Genomic DNA, 20,313 nt, shown 5'->3' with positions numbered 1-20,313 from the left:
GGGCAACGCCCGGTCTGTCCCCAGCCGCCCGTGGTGAACAGAACAAGAAGAGCCCATGAAAACCCGCGACCGCATCCTCGAGTGTGCCCTGATACTGTTCAATCAGCAGGGAGAACCCAACGTCTCCACCCTGGAGATCGCCAACGAGCTGGGCATCAGCCCAGGCAACCTGTATTACCACTTCCATGGCAAGGAACCGCTGGTGATGGAATTGCTGGAGCGTTTCCAGAACGAGCTGGCGCCGCTGCTTGATCCGCCCGCGGAAGCCCGGCTGGACGTGGAGGACTATTGGCTGTTCCTGCACCTGATCGTCGAACGCCTGGCCCACTACCGCTTCCTGTTCCAGGACCTGTCCAACCTGTCCGGCCGTTTGCCTAAGCTGGCGCGCGGCATTCGTCAGTGGCTCAATACTCTCAAGCGCACCCTGGCCACGCTGTTGGCCCAACTCAAAAGCAACGGCCAGCTGGTCAGCGATACCCAGGCGCTGGGCCTGCTGGTGGAGCAGATCACCCTGACCCTGCTGTTCTCCCTGGATTACCAGCGCATCCTCGGCAGCCGCGGCGAAGTCCGCCTGGTCGTATTCCAAGTCATGATGCTGGTCACCCCGCACCTGGCCCAAGAGCCGCGGCATACCGCCGAGCACCTGGCCCGACGCTACCTGGAGCAAGAGGATCAAGACTAGGGCCTGTGGGTTCTAGGGCGAAGTGAACCCTGCAGAAACGAAAACGCCCGGCACTGGGCCGGGCGTGGGTCGTACGGACTAACTCAGGACTGGCTGGCGGGCGTCGGCGCAGGAGCGGCCGCCGGGGCCGTAGCCGGGGCCGCAGGGGTCGCCGCGGTATCCGCTGCCTTGGGCTTGGCCACGGCGGGTTTTACCGCCGCAGGCTTGGCCGGCGCCGCTTTCGGAGCAGGTTTTGCCGCCGCTTTCACTGCGGGTTTAGCCGCAGGCTTGGCGGCTGCAGCGGCCTTGACCGCCGGTTTGGCCGCCACTTTCTCGACTGCCTTGGCCGCCGGTTTGACCGCTGCTTTAGCTGTGGATTTGACCGCCGACTTTACCGACGAAGTGGCGCTTTTTGCCGCAGAGGCAGCAGCCTTGGCGGCCGGTTTCACGGTTGCCTTGGCAGCGGGCTTGGCGGCAGTTTTGACCGCTGGCTTGACCGAGGCGGCCGAGACACCGGTGAGCTTTTCCAACTGCCGGGTCAGGGTTTCAACCTTGCCGTGCAGCTCTTTCACTTCATTGCGGCTCGGTACGCCCAGACGGGAAATCGCACTGTTCAGACGCTTGTCGAACGCTTCTTCCAACTCGCTCCACTTGCCCAGCGCCTTGTCCTTGACCTCTTCGACACGGGACTTGGCCGACTGCGCGGAGGACTTCACGGCATCGACTTGCTTGTCGACTTCACCCTTGACCAGGGTCTCGGCTTTTTCACCGTCCTGGACCAGGTTGTCGAACAGCTTGTTGCCGTCCTTGCTGATTTTCGAATAGGCGCCCAGACCGGCCAGCCAGATTTGCCGGGAATATTTTTCTACTTCGCCGATCCAGGAACTGCTTTCTTTTTCGACTTTCTTTTTACCAGCCATTCCGTTCTCCTTATTGAGTCTTGGCGACGCGTTCGAGCATCGCATTCAGCACGTCCAGCTTAGCAGACAGTGTGTCCAGGTCCTGGCGCGAAGGGATACCGATACGGTTCAAACCACGGGCCACCCGGCTGTCGAACGCCTGCTCGATCTTGTCGAACTGCAGCTCGACCTTGCCCTTGACGCTGGACAGGTTCTGGCGCACGGCGTCCAGTTCTTCACCGGCGGCTTCGACCTGCTCGGCGACCAGGGCCTTGCCCTGCTTCTCGACGCCTTCACCGGCCTTGACCAGCTCCTTGAGGTACTCGACGCCCTCATGACCGGCCTTGAAGTACACCCCCAAACCGGCCAACCAGATCTGCCGACCGTAGTGTTTGACCTCACTCAGCAGTTTGGTTTTGTTTTCGTTGGCTTCACGCTGGACTTTATTTTTCGCCTTGACGGCGCTGGCTTTCACTGCGGCTACTTTGGACATGGTGGACCTCACATTGGCGCTGGTGGAGGAAACGCCCACGGGTGCAGGCATAGGACCAAGGTATCGAGGAAAATTAGAATCCACATACTAGGTTGGAAAAATTCTCCTCAGCCTCGCAGCGACTCGTCGAGGCCTTTTTCAATTTCACGCTTGATCGTTCCCCCCAGCGCCGACAACAACAGGCCCAGGCTCAACTCCACGCGCACCTGATCGTCACCGACCTGGATGCTGCCGTCGGCGCCTTTGCGTTTGAATTCCAGGACATCTCCCTGCCACTGATAACGCAGGTCGTACTGACTGGCCAGGCGCTCGGCCAGTTGCTCGGCGCGCGCGCGCGCCACCTCCCGACCCAGGGTGTGAGGACGTTCGACAACGATCTTCGCCATGGCTGGCTCCAAGAGAGGAATTTTCCCCACTATATACCAGCCCGCCGGACCGCCGCGGCAGCGGCCAAGACAAAGCCGCCCAGCGGGGATTAGAATGGCCGGCACTTTCTCCGGGTGACAGTGACATGAACGATCCACGCAAAGGCAGCGATGCCGAACCGACTACCCATTTCGGCTACAAAAGCGTGCCGGAAAGCCAGAAGGCCGAAAAAGTGGCCGAGGTATTTCACTCCGTCGCCGCCAAATACGACCTGATGAACGACCTGATGTCCGCTGGCGTGCACCGCCTGTGGAAGCGCTTCACCATCGAACTGTCGGGTGTTCGCAGTGGCAACCGGGTGCTGGATATCGCCGGCGGCACCGGTGACCTGACCAAGCAATTCGCGCGCTTGGTCGGCCCCAGCGGCGAAGTGGTACTGGCCGACATCAATGCCTCGATGCTCAAGGTCGGGCGCGACCGCCTGCTCGACCTGGGCGTGGCCGGCAACGTCAAGTTCGTCCAGGCCGACGCGGAAAAACTGCCCTTTCCGGACAACCACTTCGACTGCGTAACCATCGCCTTTGGCCTGCGCAACGTCACCCACAAGGAAGACGCGCTGCGCTCGATGCTGCGTGTGCTCAAGCCAGGCGGTCGACTGCTGGTGCTGGAGTTTTCCAAGCCCACCAACAGCCTGCTGTCCAAGGCCTATGACACCTATTCCTTCAGCTTGCTGCCGATGATGGGCAAGCTGATCACCAACGATTCGGAGAGTTACCGCTACCTCGCCGAGTCGATCCGCATGCACCCCGATCAGGAAACCCTCAAGGCCATGATGGTCGAGGCCGGTTTCGAACGCACCACCTACCACAACATGACCGGGGGCATAGTCGCCCTGCACCGCGGCATCAAACCCTGATGCTGACGCAGGCCCTGCTGGCGGGCGTGGAACGGGGCATCAATCGCGTCCTGGCGTTGGACAGCACCGCCCTGCCGCGCCTGGGCCGCCTGAGTGGCAAGGTCATTGCCTTCGACTGCACCGCACCGGCGCTGCAGATCGTGGTGCTGCCGGGGCCGGACGGCCTGCGCCTGGCGTCGCACTGGGAAGCACCGGCCGATTGTCGCCTGCGTGCGCCCCTGAGCAGCCTGTTGCGCCTGGCCACCGGCCGCGACAAAAGCGCCGTGTTGCACCGCGCCGACGTCGACCTGCAAGGCGACAGCGCAGTGCTGATGGAGCTGGCGGAGATTCTCCAGGACCTGGAGCTGGACTGGGAATATGAACTGTCCCTCTGGCTCGGGCCGGTTGCCAGCCACTGGTTCGGTGAGCACCTGCGCAGTCGCACCCGCTGGGGTCGTGAAGGCCTCGACAGCCTGCGCCTGGACCTGGCCGACTACCTCAGTGAAGAGTCCCGCGCCCTGGTCGGGCAACGCGAGGCGCAAGCGCGCTTCGCCGAACTGGACCACCTTAAACTGGCCCTGGACCGGCTCGATGCCCGCGTTCAGCGCCTCGAAGCCATCCCCTCCTCCGGCGAAACCCCATGAGTGTGCTTGCCCTTCGCCGCCTGTTTCGTATTCAGCGCGTGGTCGTTCGCTACCGCCTCGACGACCTGCTGTTCGCCCTGCCGCTGCCTTGGTGGCTGCGCCTGATCAAACCCTTGTTGCCCTGGCGCTGGCTGCCGCGCAAGACGCTCGAGCTGAGCCGCGGCGAGCGGCTGCGCCTGGCCCTGGAGGAACTGGGGCCAATCTTCATCAAGTTCGGGCAATTGCTGTCCACCCGCCGCGACCTGCTGCCGACGGATGTCGCCGACGAGCTGGCGCACCTGCAGGACCGTGTACCGCCGTTCGATCCGCAGCAGGCGGTGGCGTTGATCGAGGAGCAGCTCGGCGCCCGGGTGAGCGAGGTGTTCGCCCGTTTTGACACCCAGCCACTGGCATCGGCCTCGGTGGCCCAGGTGCATGCCGCCCAGCTGAAAAGCGGCGAAGACGTGGTGGTCAAGGTGATCCGCCCGGGCCTCAAGCCCATTATCCGACAGGACCTGGCCTGGCTGTTTCTGCTGGCCCGTCTCGCCGAATACAGCTCCAACGAGGCCCGCCGCCTGCATCCGGTCGAAGTGGTCAGCGACTACGAAAAGACCATCTACGACGAACTCGACCTGCTCCGCGAAGCCGCCAATGCCAGCCAGCTGCGGCGCAACTTCGAAGGCTCGCCGCTGCTCTACGTGCCCCAGGTGTATTGGGACTGGTGCCGGCCAAAAGTGTTGGTGATGGAGCGCATCTACGGCATCCAGGTGACCGACCTGGCCACCCTGGCCGACCAGCGCACCAATATGAAACTGCTGGCGGAACGTGGCGTGGAGATCTTCTTTACCCAGGTCTTCAGCCACAGTTTTTTCCATGCCGACATGCACCCGGGCAATATCTTTGTCAGCACCCGCCAGCCCTGGAGCCCGCAGTACATTGCGGTCGACTGCGGCATCATCGGCAGCCTGACCCCCGAGGACCAGGACTACCTGGCGCGCAACCTGGTGGCCTTTTTCAAACGTGACTACCGCAAGGTGGCGCAGCTGCACATCGATTCGGGCTGGGTACCGGCGCAAACCAAGGTCAACGACTTCGAAGCGGCGATCCGCACCGTCTGCGAACCGATCTTCGAACGACCGCTCAAGGACATCTCCTTCGGCCTGCTGCTGATGCGCCTGTTCCAGACCGCGCGGCGCTTCAATATGGAAATCCAGCCGCAACTGGTATTGCTGCAAAAGACCCTGCTCAATATCGAGGGGCTTGGCCGCCAGCTCTATCCCGACCTGGACCTGTGGGCCACCGCCCAGCCATTTCTGGAGCGCTGGATGCGCGAGCGGATCAGCCCCAAAAGCCTGCTGCACAACCTGCAGACCCAGGTCGAGCAGGTGCCGCACCTGGCGCAGATGACCCGCGATCTGCTCGAGCGCATGGCCCAGCCGCACGCCCAGGACCCACCGCCGCCCTGGCGCGCGGAGCGTTCCTGGGTCGGTCTGCGCCTGGTCGGCGCGTCCCTGTTGGCCGCGGGCAGCGCCTTCGGCGCCGCCGCCGGCAGTCTCGAGCTGCTGGTCGTCTGGCCCGCCTGGGTGATGGCCGCCAGCGGGCTGTACCTGGTCCTGCATCGATAGCCAGCCCGGTTCCTGGCTGGCACACTAGCGTTTTTCCGACGGCACACCGCTGTGCCGTCTGGCCCCACTTGCAACGGACCTTCCATGAACGACTGGCTGGACGAGATCAACTGGAACGCCGATGGCCTGGTCCCGGCCATCGCCCAGGACCACCAAAGCGGTCGGATCCTGATGATGGCCTGGATGAACCGCGAAGCGTTGAGCCTGACCGTGGCGGAAAACCGTGCCATCTATTGGTCACGTTCCCGTGGCAAACTGTGGCGTAAGGGCGAAGAGTCGGGCCATGTGCAGCGTTTGCACGAGGTGCGCCTGGACTGCGACGCCGACGTGATTGTCCTCAAGGTCGAGCAATTGGGCGGTATCGCCTGCCACACCGGACGGGAAAGTTGCTTTTATCGGGTCCATGAAAACGGCGCCTGGAAGACCGTCGAGGCCGTACTCAAGGATCCGCATGCCATCTACGCCGCAGGACATTCCCATGAGTGACACCCTGACCCGCCTCGCTGAAGTGCTCGAGTCGCGCAAGGGCGCGCCCGCGGACAGCTCCTACGTGGCCAGCCTGTACCACAAGGGGCTGAACAAGATTCTGGAAAAGGTCGGCGAAGAATCGGTGGAAACCATACTTGCCGCCAAGGACGCCGCGCTCAGCGGCGACTGCAGCGATCTGGTCTACGAGACGGCCGACCTGTGGTTTCACAGCCTGGTGATGCTCGCGGCCCTCGGCCAGCACCCGCAGGCGGTATTGGATGAGCTGGACCGCCGTTTCGGCCTCTCCGGCCACGCTGAAAAGGCCGCACGCGCGCCCTCGGCCTAACGCATTCTTTTGGAGGAACCGTTGCATGGGTATTTTTGACTGGAAACACTGGATCGTTATCTTGATCGTGGTCGTGCTGGTCTTCGGCACCAAGAAACTCAAGGGGCTGGGTACCGATATCGGTGAGTCGATCAAGGGCTTTCGCAAGGCCATGAACACCGAGGAAGACGGCAAGGCCGGCGAACCCCAGGGTGCGCCAGCACAGCCGCTGAGCCAGCCGCAGACCATCGACGTGCAGGCACAGAAGGTCGAAGAGCCGGCCAGGAAAGACTGATGTTCGGAATCAGCTTCGGTGAACTGCTGCTGATCGGCCTGATCGCCCTGCTGGTGCTCGGCCCGGAACGCCTGCCGGGCGCCGCGCGCACGGCGGGTCTGTGGATCGGCCGATTGAAACGCAGCTTCAATGCCATCAAGCAGGAAGTGGAGCGCGAAATCGGCGCCGACGAAATCCGCCGGCAACTGCACAACGAACATATCCTGTCACTGGAGCAAGAAGCGCGCAGCCTGCTGTCGCCGTTGCAGCCGTCCGCAGTCGAGCCAGACGTGCCGGCGCCTGTCGAAGTACCCGCGCCAGCAGCCGAAACAGCGCCCGCAACCGCGGTCAACCTGGCCAAAGGCGGCGCGCCACTGGCCGTCTCCCCTGCGCAACAACCTCCGCGAGTCCCATGAGCGTCCAGACCCCGAATCACGACCCGGAAATGCCCCTGGTTTCGCACCTGACCGAATTGCGCACCCGCCTGCTGCGCTGTGTGGTGGCCATTTTCCTGATCTTCGCCGGGCTTTTCTACTTCGCCCAGAAGATCTACACCCTGGTCTCGGCACCGCTCAGGGCCTACCTGCCCGAAGGCGCGACGATGATCGCCACCGACGTCGCCTCGCCCTTCCTGACGCCCTTCAAGTTGACCATGGTGGTGGCGCTGTTTCTCGCCATGCCGGTGATCCTGCATCAGATCTGGGGTTTTATCGCGCCGGGGCTGTACAGGCATGAAAAGCGCATCGCCGTGCCCCTGCTGGTGTCGAGCATCCTGCTGTTCTACGGCGGCATGGCCTTCGCCTATTTCCTGGTGTTTCCGATCATTTTCCACTTTTTCGCCAGCGTGACCCCCGAAGGGGTGTCGATGATGACCGACATCAGCAGCTACCTCGATTTCGTGATGACCCTGTTTTTCGCCTTCGGCGTGGCCTTCGAGATCCCGGTGGCCGTGGTGTTGCTGATCTGGATCGGTGTGGTCGACGTGGCCTACCTGCGGCGCATACGGCCCTATGTGATCATCGGCTGCTTTGTCGTCGGCATGGTGCTGACCCCACCGGATATTTTTTCCCAGACCCTGCTGGCCGTGCCCATGTGGCTGCTGTTCGAACTGGGCGTCATCGCCGGCAGCCTGATCCGCAAGCGCAGCGAGCACGACGAAGCGGACACCCCGTCGGCCGACCAACCGCCCGCCGCGCAGCCATGAACCTGCTGTTGCTGGAAGAGGCCGACTTCGTCGCGGCCGACCGGGTGTTGCTACGTGACCGGCGTCTCAAGCACCTGCAGGAGGTGCACCGCGCCGCAGTGGGCGACAGCCTGCGCGTCGGCCGCCTGGAGGGCGCCATGGGGCACGGCCAGGTTCTGCGCCTGGACGCCGGGGAAGCCGAGCTGCAGGTGCAGTTCGACCAGCCGCCGCCCGACAAGCTGCCCTTGACCCTGCTGCTCGCCCTGCCGCGGCCGAAGATGCTGCGCCGGGTACTGCAGACCGTGGCCAGCATGGGCGTACCGCGGCTGGTGCTGCTCAACAGCTACCGGGTGGAAAAAAGCTTCTGGCAGACACCGTTCCTCGATCCGGCGGCGATTCGCGAGCAGCTGCTGCTGGGCCTGGAGCAGGCCCGCGACACCCGGCTGCCGGAGGTCTTGATCGAAAAACGCTTCAAACCGTTCGTCGAGGATCGCCTGCCGCACCTGGCCGCCGGCAGCCTCGGCTTGGTCGGCCACCCCGGCGATTTCCCCGCGTGTCCACGGGCGGTGATGCAGCAGGTGACCCTGGCCATAGGACCGGAGGGCGGCTGGATCCCCTACGAGGTGGAAAGACTGCAAGAGGCCGGATTGCAACCGGTGCAGTTGGGCGCGCGGATCCTGCGGGTGGAAACGGCGGTCACGGCGCTGCTGGCGCGCTTGTTTTAGTCGCCCGGCGAACCGTAGCGCTGCACGCCAGTCGAACTCCTCACCCCCACTGAATCACTCGAGCCTATGCGTCCCCTGATAATCGATCTCGCGGCACTGGCCGCCGCCCTGGCCAGCATCGACGCTGACGCGTACTACCTGGATCTGCAGACCGGTAGCGTGCTGGCCACGGCCCCGGGGGAACCGGCACCCGGCGCCCTGGAGAAGTACCAGGTAGAGGCCGACCGCTACCTGCCGATCGACCGACTGCCGCCAGCGCAAACCCTGGCCGTGCGCGAAGGTTTTTTGTACGAGGTGGCCGACCCGCTGGCCCATGCGGCGCTGCGCCAGGCACTCGACGGGCGCAAGGCCCTGCGCAACTTTGATTACGCGCTGGAGCGCTGGCCCGCTGTTCGGCAGGCCTGGCTGGCCTACCAGGTCGAGCACCTGCATGACCTGGCCCTGGAATGGCTGCAGGTCAATGGTCTGGACGCCGCTCCCGGGCGTTGAACACGAGTCACCCACTTGGAGTGTCGGAGCCCCGACCTCGGGCGAAGCGGTTTTTTCATTGCGAGCGACTTCTCGGGGGCCGAGCCGCGTAGCCCGTAGTCTGGATAACGGTTTTCCTGTCCCCCCCGCGAGAGCGTCATTCACCCTATGCGCCATCCCGGATCATGCCTGGGCGTCGGCACGCCAATGTTGAGGTAGCAGCTGCCCTTCCAGGCCCGGCGCCTCGCTCAGCACCACGTCGCGGGCGGCCAACGGCTCGCCGCAGTCGGAACACACCAGCACGCCGTGCATGGGCTGCCCACAGGTCCTGTGTCGGTGGCGGATCGGCGGCCCCTCGACACCGCTCATATGACGGTCACCCCAGTTGACCAGGGCCAACACGGCGGGGTACAGCTCGAGGCCCTTTTCCGTCAGACGGTACTCCTCGCGGCGCGGTCGTTCCTGATAGGCCACCTTGGTCAGCACCGCGGCAGCGGTCAGCTTTTTCAGACGATCGGCCAGCACATGACGGGTGACGCCCAGACGCCTTTCGAATTCCTCGAAACGGCGCACGCCCATAAAGCATTCACGCAGCACCAGCAGGGTCCAGCGATCACCGACCACCGACAGCGTGCGCGACAGCGAACAGGGCTGCTGATCGAGCTCTTCCCAGCGCATAAGGACTCCCGAAAATCAAGGACAGTGCAACAGCCTAACTTGACAGGTTCCAAAAAGGAACTGAGTATTTAGTTAGTTCCAAAACAGAACCAAGGAGATTCGACATGACTGAGCGCAAGGCAATACTGGTGGTAGGGGCAGGCGACGCCACTGGCGGCGCGATCGCCAAACGTTTTGCCCGCGAGGGCTATGTCGCCTGCGTGGCCCGCCGCACGGCGGACAAGCTGGTGCCGCTGGTGGAGGCCATCGAAGCCGAAGGTGGCGCGGCCCGGGCCTTCGCCTGCGATGCGCGAGTGGAAGAGCAGGTACAGCAGTTGTTCGCGACCATTGAGCGTGAAATCGGCCCCCTTGAAGTGGTGGTGTTCAATATCGGCGCCAACGTGCAGTTTTCCATCACCGAAACCACCGAACGGGTCTACCGCAAGGTCTGGGAGATGGCGGCCCTGGCCGGCTTCCTGACCGGCCGGGAAGCCGCGCGGGTGATGTTGCCACGCGCCCGTGGCAGCATCATCTTTACCGGCGCCACCGCCTCCTTGCGCGGCCGGGCCAATTTCTCCGCCTTCGCCAGCGCCAAGTTCGCCCTGCGCGCACTGGCCCAGAGCATGGCCCGGGAGCTGGGGCCCAAGGGCATCCACGTGGCCCATCCGATCATCGATGGCGCCATCGACACCGCCTTTATCCGCGAGACCTTCCCCGACCTCTATCGCCTCAAGGAGCAGGACGGCATCCTTGACCCCAACCACATCGCCGAGACCTACTGGCAGATCCACAACCAGCCCCGCGACTGCTGGGTGCATGAACTGGACCTGCGGCCCTGGTCCGAAACCTTCTGAGAGATTCCGTCGCTCGCGGCACCTGCTGGCCACCCTTACAGGACACAATCAGATGAGTAAGACCCTGGAGTTCTTTTTCGATTTCGGCAGCCCCACCACCTACCTGGCCTGGACCCAACTGCCGACGATTGCCGCCGCCGCGGGCGCCGAGATCCATTGGCGGCCGATGTTGCTGGGTGGGGTGTTCAAGGCCACCGGCAACCAGTCGCCGGTCAGCATCCCCAGCAAGGGCCGCTACATGCTGCAGGACCTGGCGCGCTTCGCCAGCCGCTACGGCGTTCCCATGGCCTTCAACCCGCATTTCCCGATCAACACCCTGACCCTGATGCGCGGCGCGGCAGGCTATCTGGACAGCCCGCAGTTCGGGATCTACGTACGCGCGATCTTTGAAGCGCTTTGGGTGCACCGGCAGCACCTGGGCAAAGCCGAAGTGGTGACCCAGGTGTTGCTCGAGGCGGGCCTGGACCCGGCCGAGTTCGAACGCCTGGTCGCTGACGAGGGGGTCAAGGAGCGGCTCAAGGCCAATACCGAGGAGGCGGTGCGCAGGGGAGTGTTCGGCGCGCCGAGTTTTTTCGTCGGCGACGAACTGCATTTCGGCCAGGATCGCCTGGACTTCGTCGCCGAAGCCCTGGCGCGTTAGGGTCGCCTAGCTGTCCAGCAGAAAGGTCACCGGCCCATCGTTCACCAGGTGCACCTGCATGTCGGCGCCAAAGCGCCCGGTCGCGACCTGGGGATGGGCCCGGCGGGCCCGCTCGACCAGCAACTCGAACAGTTCGGCGCCCAGGGCCGGGGTGGCGGCACTGGAAAAACTCGGGCGCAAGCCGCTCTTGGTATCGGCGGCCAGGGTGAACTGCGAGACCAGCAGCAGGCCGCCACCGACATCGCGCAGCGACAGGTTCATCTTGCCCTGGGCATCGGCGAACACCCGGTAGTTGAGCAGCTTGTGCAGCAGCTTGTCGACTCTGGCCGGGCTGTCCTGGGGCTCGACCCCCACCAGCACCAGCAAGCCCTGAGCGATCGCGCCGACGGTTTCACCGGCGACCTCCACCCGCGCCTGGCTGACGCGCTGGATCAGTCCCTTCATGCTTCCTCAGGGGGCAGGTCGAGCAGACGCTGGGCCACCTGATCGGCCGCGCGCACCAGGGCATCGGTGATACCGGTTTCCGAGGCCGCATGACCGGCTTCGCGGATGATCTGCAGCTCGCTGTTGGGCCAGGCCTGATGCAGTTCCCAGGCATTATCCAGCGGGCAGACCACGTCGTAGCGGCCATGGACGATGACGCCCGGCAGATGGGCGATCTTGCCCATGTCGCGAATCAGCTGATCGGGCTCGAGAAAGGCGTTGTTGACGAAGTAGTGGCACTCGATGCGGGCGATCGACAGCGCCCGATGGGCGTCGGAGAAACGTTCCACCACCTGCGGGTTAGGGCGCAGGGTCAGGGTCCGCCCTTCCCAGGTCGACCAGGCCTTGGCCGCATGCATCTGAGCGATCTGGTCGGCGCCGGTCAGGCGCTTGTAAAAAGCCTGGATCAGGTCACCCCGCTCCTCCGCGGGAATGGGTGCCAGGTAATCCTGCCAATAGTCGGGGAACAGCCGGCTCGCGCCTTCCTGATAGAACCAGCGGACATCCTGCGGACGGCAGAGGAAGATGCCGCGCAGAATCAGCGCATGGACCCGCTCGGGGTGGGTTTGCGCGTAGGCCAGCGACAGGGTCGAGCCCCAGGAGCCACCGAACAGCACCCATTTATCGATACCCAGGTGCTCGCGGATACGTTCCAGGTCGGCGACCAGGTCCCAGGTGCTGTTGTTTTCCAGGCTCGCATGGGGCGTGGAGCGTCCGCAGCCACGCTGGTCGAACGTCACGATACGGTACAGATTGGGATCGAAGAAGCGCCGGCTCAAGGCGTCGCACCCGGCACCCGGGCCGCCATGAATAAATACCACCGGCAAACCCGCTGGCGTGCCGCTTTCGTCCACATACAGGACATGTGGCGCGTCCACCGCCAGCTCGTGGCGGGCGTAGGGTTTAATCTCCGGATACAAAGTCTGCATAGTGCGCTCCCGAGTCGTTACAGGGGTGCCCCTCGATAAGAGCACCGCTCAATTCATCCTGAAATCCACGAACCGTCAAGTCATGGCGGATCCTGGTCTTGCGTGCCTTGGCCGGCGACCTGCGCGCGCGCCAGTGGGCGCGTGTAAATGCGCCGGGTTCACCCCGACCTACCCCTGTTCTACAGTAGGGTGCGGCGGCCGTGCCGGGCATCATAACCACGAAACAGGAATCGAGCATGTCACCCAGGTTTTTTGTTGCGCTGCTGGCGCTGTTGACCCTGCTCGCCGGCTGCGGCCACGACGCCCCCCAGGCCGCACTCGAGGCGGCCGTGGCGCGCTTGCAAAACACCCTAGAGGCCAAGCAGACGACGGCGGTGCTCGATCAGTTGCATCCGCAATTTAGCGCCCAACAACAGAGCTTGGACCGTGACTGGGCCAAACGAAGCATGGCCCTGGTTTTTCTGCGATACAAGAATATCCGGGTGCTGGTGCTGTCTGAAGACAGTCAGCTGGACCCCACCTATTCGCAGAAGGCCCACACCCAGGCGCGCGTGGCGCTCACCGGCGCCGAGGGGCTGATTCCCGACAGCGCGCGCCAGTACCAGGTCGACCTGGAGTGGTGGCTGGAGGACGGCGAATGGAAACTGGCGCGCCTGAACTGGCAATGATGCATGGCCCCCGGCAGCCGGGTCGCGCGGCAGCGCCTAACTGGTACACTGCGCGTTCAACCCCGGCGACCGGATACCATGGACCGAACGCACTTGCACCGCCTGCTGCCGCACCAGGGCGCCGCCCTCTGGCTGGACCGGCTGCTGGCCCATGATGCGCAAGGAATCAGCGGCCTGAGCGACTGGAGCCATCTGGCGAATCTGGCCGAGGATGCCTCGCCCTGTCTGTTGTTCGAAGCCGCCGCGCAGCTCTGCGCGGCCCACGGGGCGCTCTACGGCGACCGCGGCGCGGTCGACATGGCCTTGGTCGGCAAGGTCAGCCAGCTGCGCCTGCACCAGGAGCCCGAGTGCCGCAGCGGCGCTTTGCTGGTCCAGGCCGCCCAGGAAAGCCTGAGCCCAGCCGGCGCCAGCTACCGCTTTAGCATCAGCACCCACGAACGCCTGTTACTGGACGGCAAGTTGCTGCTGGTGCTGGTCAGTGCTTGAGCTGCGTGCCGTCGGATTCAGCTACCCCGGCGCCAGCGCGCCGGCCTTGCAACAGATCGACCTGCGCCTGGGCGCGGGCGAATGCCTGGGCCTGCTGGGCCCCAACGGGGCGGGCAAGACCACCCTGCTGTCGCTGATCAGTGGTCTGCTGCGGCCGGACCAGGGCGAGCTGCGCTGGTGCGGCGAACAGGCCGAGCGGCCACTACTGGGCATAGTCCCGCAGCAACTGGGCTTTTACGCGGCCCTGAGCGTGCGCGAGAACCTCGGGCTGTTCGCCGACCTCTATCGGTTGCGTGACGCCGAGCGGCGTACCCGCCTGGAGTGGGTGATCCACAGCACCGCCCTGGAAGACAAACTGTCGCGGCGCGCCGACCGCCTTTCCGGCGGCGAGCAACGCCGGCTCAACTTCGCCCTGGGCCTGCTGCAACCCGCCCCGCTCTACCTGTTCGACGAAGCCACCGTGGGTGTGGACGCGCAGTCGCGGCTGCTGCTGCTGGACGCGATCCAGGCCTTGACCGCCGCCGGCAAGGCGGTGATCTACACCAGCCACTACCTCGACGAGGTCGAGCGGGTGGCGCAACGCATCTTGTTACTGCAACAGGGGCAGGTACGCCTCGACCTGGACAAGCAGCAGTTGCTGGGCGACCGTCATGGCCTGCTGCTGGAATGGCCGGGGCCGCCGCCGGCCGGCGTGCGGGCCTTGCTCGAGGCGCTGCGACTGGACGTCGAATGGCTGCCCAACGGCTGCTGGATCGAGCAACTGGACGCCGCCGCGCTGGCGCGCATCGCCGAGTTCGTCGGCACCCAGGCGCCGCTGCCCAGCCTGCTGCGTTTCGGCCGTCCGTCCCTGGAACAGCTGTACCTGCATTTCAGCGGTGGGCAGCTATGAGGCTCTGGGCCCTGGTGCGCAAGGAAGGCCTGTTGCTGCGCCGCGACCTGCATGCCCTGGCAGTGCTCTTTATCATGCCGGCGCTGTTCTTGCTGCTGATGGCCTTTGCCCTGGCCGAGGTCAATCAGAACCGCCTGCCACCGCTGCACCTGGGGCTGGAAATACCGGTCAGCAGCGACGAAAGCGCCTTTTTCGCCGCCGCCCTGGCGGCCCAGTTGCCCGACAGTCCGCTGCAGTCCGAGCCTGCGGCGAGCCGCTCGCGCATCTATCTGCCGGCCGATTTCGCCGACACCCTGCTGCAGGACCAAGGCGCCGCCGCCACCCGACTGGTTTTTCCCGCCCGTACCGACGCCCTCTCGCGCCAACGCCTGCGGGCTGCCGTCGAGGTCAGCCTGGCCCAGACCCGACTGATGGCGCTGCTGGTCGACAGTGGCGAGCTGGCCGCCGAGCTCCCCCTGCAGGAACGTCTGGCGCTGATCCGCCAACGCACCCATAACGCCATTGTCGAACAGGAAGTGCTGGCCAGTGGAGATCTCGCCCTGCAGGCCAATGCCAGCCAGCACAGCGTGCCCGCCTGGCTGATCTTCGGCATGTTTTTCGTCATGTTGCCCATGGCCAACAGTTTCCAGCGCGAACAACAGAGCGGCACCCTGCTGCGCTTTCGCTGCCTGCGCCTGAGCCTGGCGCAACTGGCCTTGAGCAAACTGCTGCCCTACCTGGGGGTCAACCTGCTGCAGTTCTGCGTGCTGCTGGCCCTGGGTGTCTGGGGCTTACCGCTGTTAGGCTTGAGCGCCCTGAACCTGCCGGGCAGCCCCTGGGCCTATCTGCTGCTGGCCAGCAGCCTGGCCTGCGCCGCCTGTTGCCTGGGCCTGGCCATCGCCGCCCTGGCGCGCAGCACCGAACAGGCCTTGCTGCTCAGCGGCGGACTCAACCTGGTGTTGGCCGCCATCGGCGGCATCATGGTGCCCAAGAGCGTGATGCCCGAAGCCATGCGCCAGGTGGCGGAGCTGTCACCCATGAGCTGGGCGCTGGATGGTTTTCTGACCTTGCTGGTGGGCCAGGGCGACCTCGCTGACCTGCTGCCCTACTGTATCCGCCTGCTGCTGTTCGCCGCCCTGACCGGTAGCCTGGGGCTGGCGCTGTTTCAACGCCGACTAAGTGAAACCCAATGGACGACGCACTACTGAAGCAACAACTCAAGCAACTCCTGGTGCGCGAATGCGACAAGGAAGACGAACTCGACTGGCAGGGCATCGCCGATGACGAGCCGCTCTTCGGCCGCCAGAGCCGGATCCAGATGGACAGCCTGGACGCCCTGCAGTTGTCGCTGGCGGTGCAGCAGCACTACGGCGTACGCATCGAGGGGGCCAAGGAAGGCCGCCGGATCCTGGCCAGCATCGACAGCATCGCCGCCTTTATCAGGCACGGGCAGTGACGCCGGTCTACCTGCAACGCGCCCAGCTGCACAGCGCCCTGGGGCCTGACCTGGGCAGCGCCGCCAGCGCCTACCGCGCCGATCGACGCCCGCTGGCAAGTCACTACCAGCGGTTGGAGCTGCCCCAGCAGTGCCCGTATTTTCACGCCACGGGCAGCCCCCTGCCCTTGCTCGAACGCCTCGATGCACTGTTGCGCAGCAGCCTCGGCGAGCACCCGGCCCCCCTGACCGACTGCCTGCTGATCATTGCCACCACCACCCTGGATATCGCCGACATCGAGCCGCAGATGGTCGCGGGCCAGCCGTTCGACGACAGCCTGGTCACCCCGCTCGATCGACTCGCCCAGCGACTGCGCGGGGCCTGGGGCTTCGCCGCCGCCTTTACCCTCAACACCGCCTGCAGCAGCGCCGCCAACGCCCTGCTCTACGGCGCGCGCCTGTTGGGCCAGGGGCCATTGCGCCGTGCCCTGGTGCTGAGTTTCGAGACCCCCAGTCGCGTCGCCATGCAGGGTTTTGCCGCCCTTGAACTGGTCAGCCCCAGCGCCCGTTATCGGCCCTTTCACCCTGAGCGCGACGGCCTGATCCTCGGCGAGTGTTATGCCAGCGTGCTGCTGAGCGCGGAGCCCGGCCCGGCACCGTTGGCCCGCCTGCTTGGCGGCTTCAGTGCCTGTGATACCAGCAGCCTGACCACCACCCTGGAGGACGGCAGCCACGTCGACTGGGTGATGCGCCGGGCCCTGGACAGCGCGGGCATCACTGCCGGCCAGATCGACCTGGTCAAGCTGCATGGCACGGCAACCGCGGCCAACGACCACGCCGAAGGCAATGGCATGCAACGCTTGTTCGGCCGACACCTGCCGCCGGCCGTGCTGCTCAAACCCTACCTGGGCCATACCCTGGGCGCCTGCGGACTCAGCGAAAGCCTGCTGTTGCTGGAGGCCCTGCGCCAGGGCAGCCTGCCCGGCGTGGACTATGCCGACCAGGCGCTGCTGGCGCTGCCGGGCGCGGCCTGGCGAGCACCGGTGGATGGGCTGCTGCTGGCGAATTTTTTCGGCTTTGGCGGCAACAACGCCAGCCTGGTACTGCAGGGAATGGGCTTATGAAGGTGATCGCCGCCAGCCAGATCGACGGCAACGCCGCGGTCGACGACAAGGCCCTCAAGGCGCACTTGAGCTGCTACCTCGACCACCCCCCGCGGCGGGTCGACCGCCTGATCCTGCAGGCCCTGCTCGGCGCCGCCGTGCTGCAGTCACGCCCGCGCGCGGAAAGCGGCCTGTACCTGGCCTCGAGCTATCCCGCCAGGCCGACCATGCAGGCCCTGCTGGAAGCGGTTTGCGTGCACGGAAAACTGCCCAAACCCTTCGAGTTCGTCAACAGCGTGAGTAATGCCGCCGGCTTTCACGTCGCCCAGCAGTTGCGGTTGAACGGCCCCAACCTGTTTATCGGTGCGGGGCCGGACGTCTGGTCCGACCTGACTCGTCTGGCCGGCCTGGACCTGGCCGAGGGCGTGATCGGCCAGGCGCTGCTGGTGCTCTGCGACGAACGCGACGGTTTCCAGGTCCAGGCGCTGCTGCTCGAACCGGGCGACGGCGGCCCGCTGGCGGGCACGGACTTCGCCAGCCTGACGGCCGGCGTCCGCGTGACACGGCTGGACCTACGCACCGGCTGAAAACAGGCCTGCCCCCTTAAGACTTGGCCTTGGCCCAGGCCGCCAGCTGGCGCATCAGGGCCCGCTCCTGCTCGGCGATGCCTTCCAGCGCCAGGGCAATGGGTTCGAAGTCGCTGTGGCCCTGCTTGTTGCGGCTGTAGCGCACGCAGGCCGCGGCGAATTGCCGCCAGTCGTCGCCGATACGGGTCATTTCCAGCGCCGCCTCGGCCAGGCGCGCATCGCCAAGTTTGAGCCCCGCCTCCTGCAGAAAGGAGGCGTACATAAAGCGAAACCCCGCGCCGCCGGTACCGATCTCTTCCTGCATGCGCACGATATGGGTCAGGTACAGGCGGTTGTATTTCAGCGCCGCGGGGTCGAGCTTGCGCACCCGCCCGGCCAGATGGCGGATACCGCGAATGCCGATCCAGGGCAACGGCAGGCCATCGAGAATACGGCTGGTGGACAGGATGCTCTGGCGGATCAGCGTGGCCCAATCCTGCTCGACCGGGACCTGGTCAAGCCAGTACAGCAACCCCTTGGCGGCCAGCGCGCCCTTGGCGAAGCGCGCCTTGTTGAGGTCCGCCTCGCTGCAGCGCACCACGTCTTCGAAGACCGGATCGCTGAGCAGGTACTGATCGCCGTCCTTGCCGTAGGCCAACAGGTTGTGGGCATTGAAATGAAAGCGCATCTCTTCGGGGAAATACGGCAACCAGTACACCGAACTCTGCAGCCCCACCAGGCGTCCCGCGGCCAGCGCGCCATCCAGCGCCGCCTGGCCCTGGGCCGGGCCGGCGAAGGTAGCGGTGTGCAGGTGGGCGCCAAGGCGCTTGCTCAGGGTCTTGATCAGGTGCCGGGGCGGCATGCGGTAGGCGATCAGCGGCATGCCACCCAGCTTGACGATCGGCAGGTAGGCGAAGGCCAGCCCCGAGGCCAGGCCAAAGGCCATCGGCTCGCTCATGGGCAGGCCGCTGTGGGTCAGCAGGCTGGCCATGACCCCGCTTTCGCAGTGGGCACTCTGCTGGTGCTGGAAAACCGTCATGCGGACTCTCGCTGATAGCGGATCAACTGCGCGACATCCAGGCCCAAGGCCTCGGCATAACGCGCCAGGACCCGTCGTGGCAGACGGGCGTAATGGTGGGGCTGGAAGTGGCGGCGGATGCGCCAGCGCCACAGGCCGGAAATCTGCGCCAGCGCCGGTTCATCCATGCGGCACTGGCACATCAGGTACTTCAAGGGCGAAGCACGGCCGGCCTGCCAATCGCTCAGCGCGGCCTGTTCCTGGGCCTGGAGCTCGGCGACCGCCAGCTGGGTGGCATAGGCTTCCGGCTCCCAGCCATCGCTCTGCGCCGACTGATAACGGCCACCGGCGTCCAGGGCGTAGACCAGCTTGCTGTGCCCACCATAGGTACTGCTGTGGTCCTGGGGCACCTCGTCGAGTTTCATGGCTGGTTCCCTACCACGGTCAGGTGCAGGAAGGCGCTGGAGAAGCGTCCGCTTTCCGGCACGTAGCCCAGCAGCGTCTGCCCGGGGCGCAGCGTGCCGCCATTGAACAGCTCTTCAAGCATGATAAAAAACGAGGCCGCGCCGGTATTGCCCTTGCGCGTCAGATTGGTGAACCAGCGCTCCTGGGGAATCGGCAGGCCGGCGTTGGCCAGGCCGACCGCCAGGCGCTGGCGAAAGAACTCCGAGGAGTAGTGCGGCAGGAAATAATCGATGGCCTCGGCGCTCAACGGACGTCGCGCCAGGATACGCTCCAGGGCCTGCTCGACCGTGACCCGCACGATATTGTCGTTGAGCAATTTGACGTCCTGCTTGATCGCCATCACCGAGTGGCGATTGCGCGCCTCGCCATCGAAGCGGCTCCAGCCGATCAGGCGCTCGCCCTCGCGCTCGGCGCCCGCGTACATGCAGGGCGGCATGCTGTCGGCGAAGGAGAGAATATCGATCCAGTCGATGCGCAGGCTCAGTCCCTGGGCATTGGGCGCCGCTTCCAGCCAGACGGCGCCGGCCCCGTCGGAGAGCATCCAGCGCAGAAAGTCCTTCTCGAAGGCGATCTCGGGATTCTGTTCCAGCGCATCGACCCGGCTGTCCAGTTCGGCTTCGAAATTGCGCGCATGCATCAGGCTGGAGGCCAGCTCCGAACCGCAGGCGACCGCATTGGCGGTCTCGCCGCTGGCCACGCTGAGGTAGGCGTATTTCAGCGCGGTGACGCCGCACAGGCAGATGCCGGCGGTGGACACCACCTCGCAGACCGGGTTGCCCAGTTCGCCATGCACCATCACCGCATGGTTGGGCATCACCTGATCCGGCGAGGCGCTGCTGGCCACCAGGCATTCGAGGCGCCGCAGGTCGAAGCCGGGACCTTCCAGGCCGCGGATGGCCTCGGCACTCATTTGCGCGTTGGTCAGGCTCGGCAAGCCCGACTGCGGGTCGATTGCATAATGCCGCTGGGTGATGCCGTTGCTGCGCAGCACCAGGTTGCGGGCCCGCGAGGGACGGCCGCCGACCTGGCCCAGGCGTGTTTCCATCTGGTCGTTGTCGACCGGCGCGTGGGGCAGGTACGCGCTGACGCGGTTGATAAACACGGGGTGGGGCACGGTGCAATCCTCAAAAGACATC

29 protein-coding genes are annotated in these 20,313 nt (G+C 65.2%); 20 read left to right on the top strand and 9 right to left on the bottom strand.

Features of this window, described 5'->3' with window-relative positions; genetic code table 11:
* The first annotated feature begins 55 nt into the window (after positions 1–55).
* Positions 56–682, top strand: coding sequence for a TetR/AcrR family transcriptional regulator (locus ABWY06_RS24545; RefSeq protein WP_353928206.1), 627 nt, complete (start codon positions 56–58; stop codon positions 680–682).
* A gap of 83 nt (positions 683–765) precedes the next feature.
* Here the strand turns inward: ABWY06_RS24545 and ABWY06_RS24540 are convergent, their stop codons facing one another.
* From ABWY06_RS24540 to ABWY06_RS24530, 3 genes are all read right to left on the bottom strand, one after another.
* Entirely contained in the window at positions 766–1,581 is an 816-nt protein-coding gene (locus tag ABWY06_RS24540; protein ID WP_353928268.1) for a phasin family protein, read from the bottom strand.
* Between the two features lie 10 nt (positions 1,582–1,591).
* Entirely contained in the window at positions 1,592–2,053 is a 462-nt protein-coding gene (locus ABWY06_RS24535) for a phasin family protein (protein WP_353928205.1), read from the bottom strand.
* Between the two features lie 107 nt (positions 2,054–2,160).
* Positions 2,161–2,439 (bottom strand): polyhydroxyalkanoic acid system family protein, encoded by a 279-nt coding sequence (locus tag ABWY06_RS24530; RefSeq protein WP_353928204.1) that lies wholly within the window; start codon positions 2,437–2,439, stop codon positions 2,161–2,163.
* Positions 2,440–2,564: 125 nt separating this feature from the next.
* Here ABWY06_RS24530 and ubiE point away from each other — a divergent pair, with 125 nt between their 5' ends.
* The 10 genes from ubiE (at position 2,565) to ABWY06_RS24480 (ending at position 9,026) form a co-directional block, all read left to right on the top strand.
* Positions 2,565–3,335: a bifunctional demethylmenaquinone methyltransferase/2-methoxy-6-polyprenyl-1,4-benzoquinol methylase UbiE gene (ubiE, locus tag ABWY06_RS24525; RefSeq protein ID WP_353928203.1), complete on the top strand. Its 771-nt coding sequence runs from the start codon at positions 2,565–2,567 to the stop codon at positions 3,333–3,335.
* Positions 3,335–3,958 carry a ubiquinone biosynthesis accessory factor UbiJ gene (locus ABWY06_RS24520; RefSeq protein WP_353928202.1) on the top strand — a complete coding sequence of 208 codons (624 nt, stop codon included), beginning with the start codon at positions 3,335–3,337 and terminating at the stop codon, positions 3,956–3,958. The genes ubiE and ABWY06_RS24520 overlap by 1 nt, the downstream gene beginning before the upstream one ends.
* The gene (gene ubiB, locus ABWY06_RS24515) at positions 3,955–5,562 is read left to right on the top strand and encodes a ubiquinone biosynthesis regulatory protein kinase UbiB (RefSeq protein WP_353928201.1); all 1,608 of its coding nucleotides are present in this window, start codon (positions 3,955–3,957) and stop codon (positions 5,560–5,562) included. Before ABWY06_RS24520 ends, ubiB begins: the two co-directional genes overlap by 4 nt.
* Before the next feature lie 84 nt (positions 5,563–5,646).
* A complete protein-coding gene (gene hisI, locus ABWY06_RS24510; RefSeq protein ID WP_353928200.1) occupies positions 5,647–6,048 on the top strand; it encodes a phosphoribosyl-AMP cyclohydrolase in 402 nt (133 codons plus the stop codon).
* Complete coding sequence (locus ABWY06_RS24505) at positions 6,041–6,376, top strand: phosphoribosyl-ATP diphosphatase (RefSeq protein ID WP_353928199.1); 336 nt, start codon at positions 6,041–6,043, stop codon at positions 6,374–6,376. The genes hisI and ABWY06_RS24505 overlap by 8 nt, the downstream gene beginning before the upstream one ends.
* 25 nt (positions 6,377–6,401) lie before the next feature.
* Positions 6,402–6,650 (top strand): twin-arginine translocase TatA/TatE family subunit, encoded by a 249-nt coding sequence (locus ABWY06_RS24500; RefSeq protein ID WP_353928198.1) that lies wholly within the window; start codon positions 6,402–6,404, stop codon positions 6,648–6,650.
* A complete protein-coding gene (tatB, locus tag ABWY06_RS24495; protein WP_353928197.1) occupies positions 6,650–7,045 on the top strand; it encodes a Sec-independent protein translocase protein TatB in 396 nt (131 codons plus the stop codon). Before ABWY06_RS24500 ends, tatB begins: the two co-directional genes overlap by 1 nt.
* Positions 7,042–7,833, top strand: coding sequence for a twin-arginine translocase subunit TatC (gene tatC / locus ABWY06_RS24490; RefSeq protein ID WP_353928196.1), 792 nt, complete (start codon positions 7,042–7,044; stop codon positions 7,831–7,833). Before tatB ends, tatC begins: the two co-directional genes overlap by 4 nt.
* A complete protein-coding gene (locus tag ABWY06_RS24485; protein WP_353928195.1) occupies positions 7,830–8,537 on the top strand; it encodes a 16S rRNA (uracil(1498)-N(3))-methyltransferase in 708 nt (235 codons plus the stop codon). Before tatC ends, ABWY06_RS24485 begins: the two co-directional genes overlap by 4 nt.
* 66 nt (positions 8,538–8,603) lie before the next feature.
* Positions 8,604–9,026, top strand: a complete 423-nt coding sequence (locus ABWY06_RS24480; RefSeq protein WP_353928194.1) for a UPF0158 family protein — start codon at positions 8,604–8,606, stop codon at positions 9,024–9,026.
* A gap of 162 nt (positions 9,027–9,188) precedes the next feature.
* Here ABWY06_RS24480 and ABWY06_RS24475 read toward each other — a convergent pair whose 3' ends face one another.
* Positions 9,189–9,683 carry a winged helix-turn-helix transcriptional regulator gene (locus ABWY06_RS24475; protein ID WP_353928193.1) on the bottom strand — a complete coding sequence of 165 codons (495 nt, stop codon included), beginning with the start codon at positions 9,681–9,683 and terminating at the stop codon, positions 9,189–9,191.
* 104 nt (positions 9,684–9,787) lie between these two features.
* On the opposite strand from ABWY06_RS24475, the gene ABWY06_RS24470 reads away from it, so the two are divergent.
* A complete protein-coding gene (locus tag ABWY06_RS24470) occupies positions 9,788–10,516 on the top strand; it encodes an SDR family oxidoreductase (RefSeq protein WP_353928192.1) in 729 nt (242 codons plus the stop codon).
* Positions 10,517–10,568: 52 nt separating this feature from the next.
* Entirely contained in the window at positions 10,569–11,156 is a 588-nt protein-coding gene (locus ABWY06_RS24465; protein WP_353928191.1) for a 2-hydroxychromene-2-carboxylate isomerase, read from the top strand.
* Between the two features lie 6 nt (positions 11,157–11,162).
* Here the strand turns inward: ABWY06_RS24465 and dtd are convergent, their stop codons facing one another.
* Together dtd and pip are read right to left on the bottom strand one after the other, a co-directional pair.
* Positions 11,163–11,600, bottom strand: a complete 438-nt coding sequence (dtd, locus tag ABWY06_RS24460) for a D-aminoacyl-tRNA deacylase (RefSeq protein ID WP_353928190.1) — start codon at positions 11,598–11,600, stop codon at positions 11,163–11,165.
* Positions 11,597–12,568: a prolyl aminopeptidase gene (gene pip, locus ABWY06_RS24455; RefSeq protein ID WP_353928189.1), complete on the bottom strand. Its 972-nt coding sequence runs from the start codon at positions 12,566–12,568 to the stop codon at positions 11,597–11,599. The genes dtd and pip overlap by 4 nt, the downstream gene beginning before the upstream one ends.
* 236 nt (positions 12,569–12,804) lie before the next feature.
* Here pip and ABWY06_RS24450 point away from each other — a divergent pair, with 236 nt between their 5' ends.
* The 7 genes from ABWY06_RS24450 to ABWY06_RS24420 all read left to right on the top strand — a co-directional run bounded on the left by ABWY06_RS24450 (position 12,805) and on the right by ABWY06_RS24420 (position 17,715).
* Positions 12,805–13,236, top strand: coding sequence for a hypothetical protein (locus ABWY06_RS24450; RefSeq protein WP_353928188.1), 432 nt, complete (start codon positions 12,805–12,807; stop codon positions 13,234–13,236).
* A gap of 78 nt (positions 13,237–13,314) precedes the next feature.
* Positions 13,315–13,722, top strand: a complete 408-nt coding sequence (locus ABWY06_RS24445; RefSeq protein ID WP_353928187.1) for a beta-hydroxyacyl-ACP dehydratase — start codon at positions 13,315–13,317, stop codon at positions 13,720–13,722.
* Positions 13,715–14,611 (top strand): ABC transporter ATP-binding protein, encoded by an 897-nt coding sequence (locus ABWY06_RS24440; protein ID WP_353928186.1) that lies wholly within the window; start codon positions 13,715–13,717, stop codon positions 14,609–14,611. The genes ABWY06_RS24445 and ABWY06_RS24440 overlap by 8 nt, the downstream gene beginning before the upstream one ends.
* On the top strand, positions 14,608–15,798 hold the full coding sequence (locus ABWY06_RS24435; RefSeq protein ID WP_353928185.1) for an ABC transporter permease: 1,191 nt from the start codon (positions 14,608–14,610) through the stop codon (positions 15,796–15,798). The genes ABWY06_RS24440 and ABWY06_RS24435 overlap by 4 nt, the downstream gene beginning before the upstream one ends.
* Entirely contained in the window at positions 15,780–16,046 is a 267-nt protein-coding gene (locus ABWY06_RS24430; protein ID WP_353928184.1) for an acyl carrier protein, read from the top strand. The genes ABWY06_RS24435 and ABWY06_RS24430 overlap by 19 nt, the downstream gene beginning before the upstream one ends.
* Positions 16,043–17,149 carry a beta-ketoacyl synthase N-terminal-like domain-containing protein gene (locus ABWY06_RS24425; RefSeq protein ID WP_353928183.1) on the top strand — a complete coding sequence of 369 codons (1,107 nt, stop codon included), beginning with the start codon at positions 16,043–16,045 and terminating at the stop codon, positions 17,147–17,149. Before ABWY06_RS24430 ends, ABWY06_RS24425 begins: the two co-directional genes overlap by 4 nt.
* On the top strand, positions 17,146–17,715 hold the full coding sequence (locus ABWY06_RS24420; RefSeq protein ID WP_353928182.1) for a hypothetical protein: 570 nt from the start codon (positions 17,146–17,148) through the stop codon (positions 17,713–17,715). Before ABWY06_RS24425 ends, ABWY06_RS24420 begins: the two co-directional genes overlap by 4 nt.
* A gap of 16 nt (positions 17,716–17,731) precedes the next feature.
* Here ABWY06_RS24420 and darH read toward each other — a convergent pair whose 3' ends face one another.
* From darH to ABWY06_RS24405, 3 genes are read right to left on the bottom strand one after another with little or no spacing between them, the layout of a single operon-like run.
* Positions 17,732–18,733, bottom strand: coding sequence for a BtrH-related acyltransferase DarH (darH, locus tag ABWY06_RS24415; RefSeq protein ID WP_353928181.1), 1,002 nt, complete (start codon positions 18,731–18,733; stop codon positions 17,732–17,734).
* Entirely contained in the window at positions 18,730–19,137 is a 408-nt protein-coding gene (locus tag ABWY06_RS24410) for a DarG family dialkylresorcinol biosynthesis protein (RefSeq protein ID WP_353928180.1), read from the bottom strand. Before ABWY06_RS24410 ends, darH begins: the two co-directional genes overlap by 4 nt.
* On the bottom strand, positions 19,134–20,312 hold the full coding sequence (locus ABWY06_RS24405; protein WP_502948247.1) for a beta-ketoacyl-ACP synthase III: 1,179 nt from the start codon (positions 20,310–20,312) through the stop codon (positions 19,134–19,136). Before ABWY06_RS24405 ends, ABWY06_RS24410 begins: the two co-directional genes overlap by 4 nt.
* Position 20,313 lies beyond the last annotated feature (1 nt).

It is taken from the genome of Pseudomonas sp. (assembly GCF_040514055.1).
In the GTDB taxonomy this organism is placed as follows: domain Bacteria; phylum Pseudomonadota; class Gammaproteobacteria; order Pseudomonadales; family Pseudomonadaceae; genus Aquipseudomonas.
The sequence above is the reverse complement of the archived record's forward strand: the minus strand, read 5'-3'. Positions and strand labels throughout refer to the sequence as shown.

What these genes read in the sequence shown, in the direction of transcription:
- ABWY06_RS24445 (WP_353928187.1), top strand. Translation starts at nt 13,315, where the DNA reads ATGGACCGAACGCACTTGCACCGCCTGCTGCCGCACCAGGGCGCCGCC.
- ABWY06_RS24535 (WP_353928205.1), bottom strand. Translation starts at nt 2,053, where the DNA reads ATGTCCAAAGTAGCCGCAGTGAAAGCCAGCGCCGTCAAGGCGAAAAAT.
- ABWY06_RS24430 (WP_353928184.1), top strand. Translation starts at nt 15,780, where the DNA reads ATGGACGACGCACTACTGAAGCAACAACTCAAGCAACTCCTGGTGCGC.
- ABWY06_RS24480 (WP_353928194.1), top strand. Translation starts at nt 8,604, where the DNA reads ATGCGTCCCCTGATAATCGATCTCGCGGCACTGGCCGCCGCCCTGGCC.
- ABWY06_RS24485 (WP_353928195.1), top strand. Translation starts at nt 7,830, where the DNA reads ATGAACCTGCTGTTGCTGGAAGAGGCCGACTTCGTCGCGGCCGACCGG.
- hisI (WP_353928200.1), top strand. Translation starts at nt 5,647, where the DNA reads ATGAACGACTGGCTGGACGAGATCAACTGGAACGCCGATGGCCTGGTC.
- ABWY06_RS24405 (WP_502948247.1), bottom strand. Translation starts at nt 20,312, where the DNA reads ATGTCTTTTGAGGATTGCACCGTGCCCCACCCCGTGTTTATCAACCGC.
- ABWY06_RS24435 (WP_353928185.1), top strand. Translation starts at nt 14,608, where the DNA reads ATGAGGCTCTGGGCCCTGGTGCGCAAGGAAGGCCTGTTGCTGCGCCGC.
- ABWY06_RS24520 (WP_353928202.1), top strand. Translation starts at nt 3,335, where the DNA reads ATGCTGACGCAGGCCCTGCTGGCGGGCGTGGAACGGGGCATCAATCGC.
- ABWY06_RS24545 (WP_353928206.1), top strand. Translation starts at nt 56, where the DNA reads ATGAAAACCCGCGACCGCATCCTCGAGTGTGCCCTGATACTGTTCAAT.
- ABWY06_RS24450 (WP_353928188.1), top strand. Translation starts at nt 12,805, where the DNA reads ATGTCACCCAGGTTTTTTGTTGCGCTGCTGGCGCTGTTGACCCTGCTC.
- tatB (WP_353928197.1), top strand. Translation starts at nt 6,650, where the DNA reads ATGTTCGGAATCAGCTTCGGTGAACTGCTGCTGATCGGCCTGATCGCC.
- ABWY06_RS24465 (WP_353928191.1), top strand. Translation starts at nt 10,569, where the DNA reads ATGAGTAAGACCCTGGAGTTCTTTTTCGATTTCGGCAGCCCCACCACC.
- tatC (WP_353928196.1), top strand. Translation starts at nt 7,042, where the DNA reads ATGAGCGTCCAGACCCCGAATCACGACCCGGAAATGCCCCTGGTTTCG.
- ABWY06_RS24410 (WP_353928180.1), bottom strand. Translation starts at nt 19,137, where the DNA reads ATGAAACTCGACGAGGTGCCCCAGGACCACAGCAGTACCTATGGTGGG.
- ABWY06_RS24500 (WP_353928198.1), top strand. Translation starts at nt 6,402, where the DNA reads ATGGGTATTTTTGACTGGAAACACTGGATCGTTATCTTGATCGTGGTC.
- ABWY06_RS24540 (WP_353928268.1), bottom strand. Translation starts at nt 1,581, where the DNA reads ATGGCTGGTAAAAAGAAAGTCGAAAAAGAAAGCAGTTCCTGGATCGGC.
- ABWY06_RS24475 (WP_353928193.1), bottom strand. Translation starts at nt 9,683, where the DNA reads ATGCGCTGGGAAGAGCTCGATCAGCAGCCCTGTTCGCTGTCGCGCACG.
- dtd (WP_353928190.1), bottom strand. Translation starts at nt 11,600, where the DNA reads ATGAAGGGACTGATCCAGCGCGTCAGCCAGGCGCGGGTGGAGGTCGCC.
- ABWY06_RS24470 (WP_353928192.1), top strand. Translation starts at nt 9,788, where the DNA reads ATGACTGAGCGCAAGGCAATACTGGTGGTAGGGGCAGGCGACGCCACT.
- ABWY06_RS24420 (WP_353928182.1), top strand. Translation starts at nt 17,146, where the DNA reads ATGAAGGTGATCGCCGCCAGCCAGATCGACGGCAACGCCGCGGTCGAC.
- ubiB (WP_353928201.1), top strand. Translation starts at nt 3,955, where the DNA reads ATGAGTGTGCTTGCCCTTCGCCGCCTGTTTCGTATTCAGCGCGTGGTC.
- ABWY06_RS24530 (WP_353928204.1), bottom strand. Translation starts at nt 2,439, where the DNA reads ATGGCGAAGATCGTTGTCGAACGTCCTCACACCCTGGGTCGGGAGGTG.
- darH (WP_353928181.1), bottom strand. Translation starts at nt 18,733, where the DNA reads ATGACGGTTTTCCAGCACCAGCAGAGTGCCCACTGCGAAAGCGGGGTC.
- pip (WP_353928189.1), bottom strand. Translation starts at nt 12,568, where the DNA reads ATGCAGACTTTGTATCCGGAGATTAAACCCTACGCCCGCCACGAGCTG.
- ABWY06_RS24505 (WP_353928199.1), top strand. Translation starts at nt 6,041, where the DNA reads ATGAGTGACACCCTGACCCGCCTCGCTGAAGTGCTCGAGTCGCGCAAG.
- ubiE (WP_353928203.1), top strand. Translation starts at nt 2,565, where the DNA reads ATGAACGATCCACGCAAAGGCAGCGATGCCGAACCGACTACCCATTTC.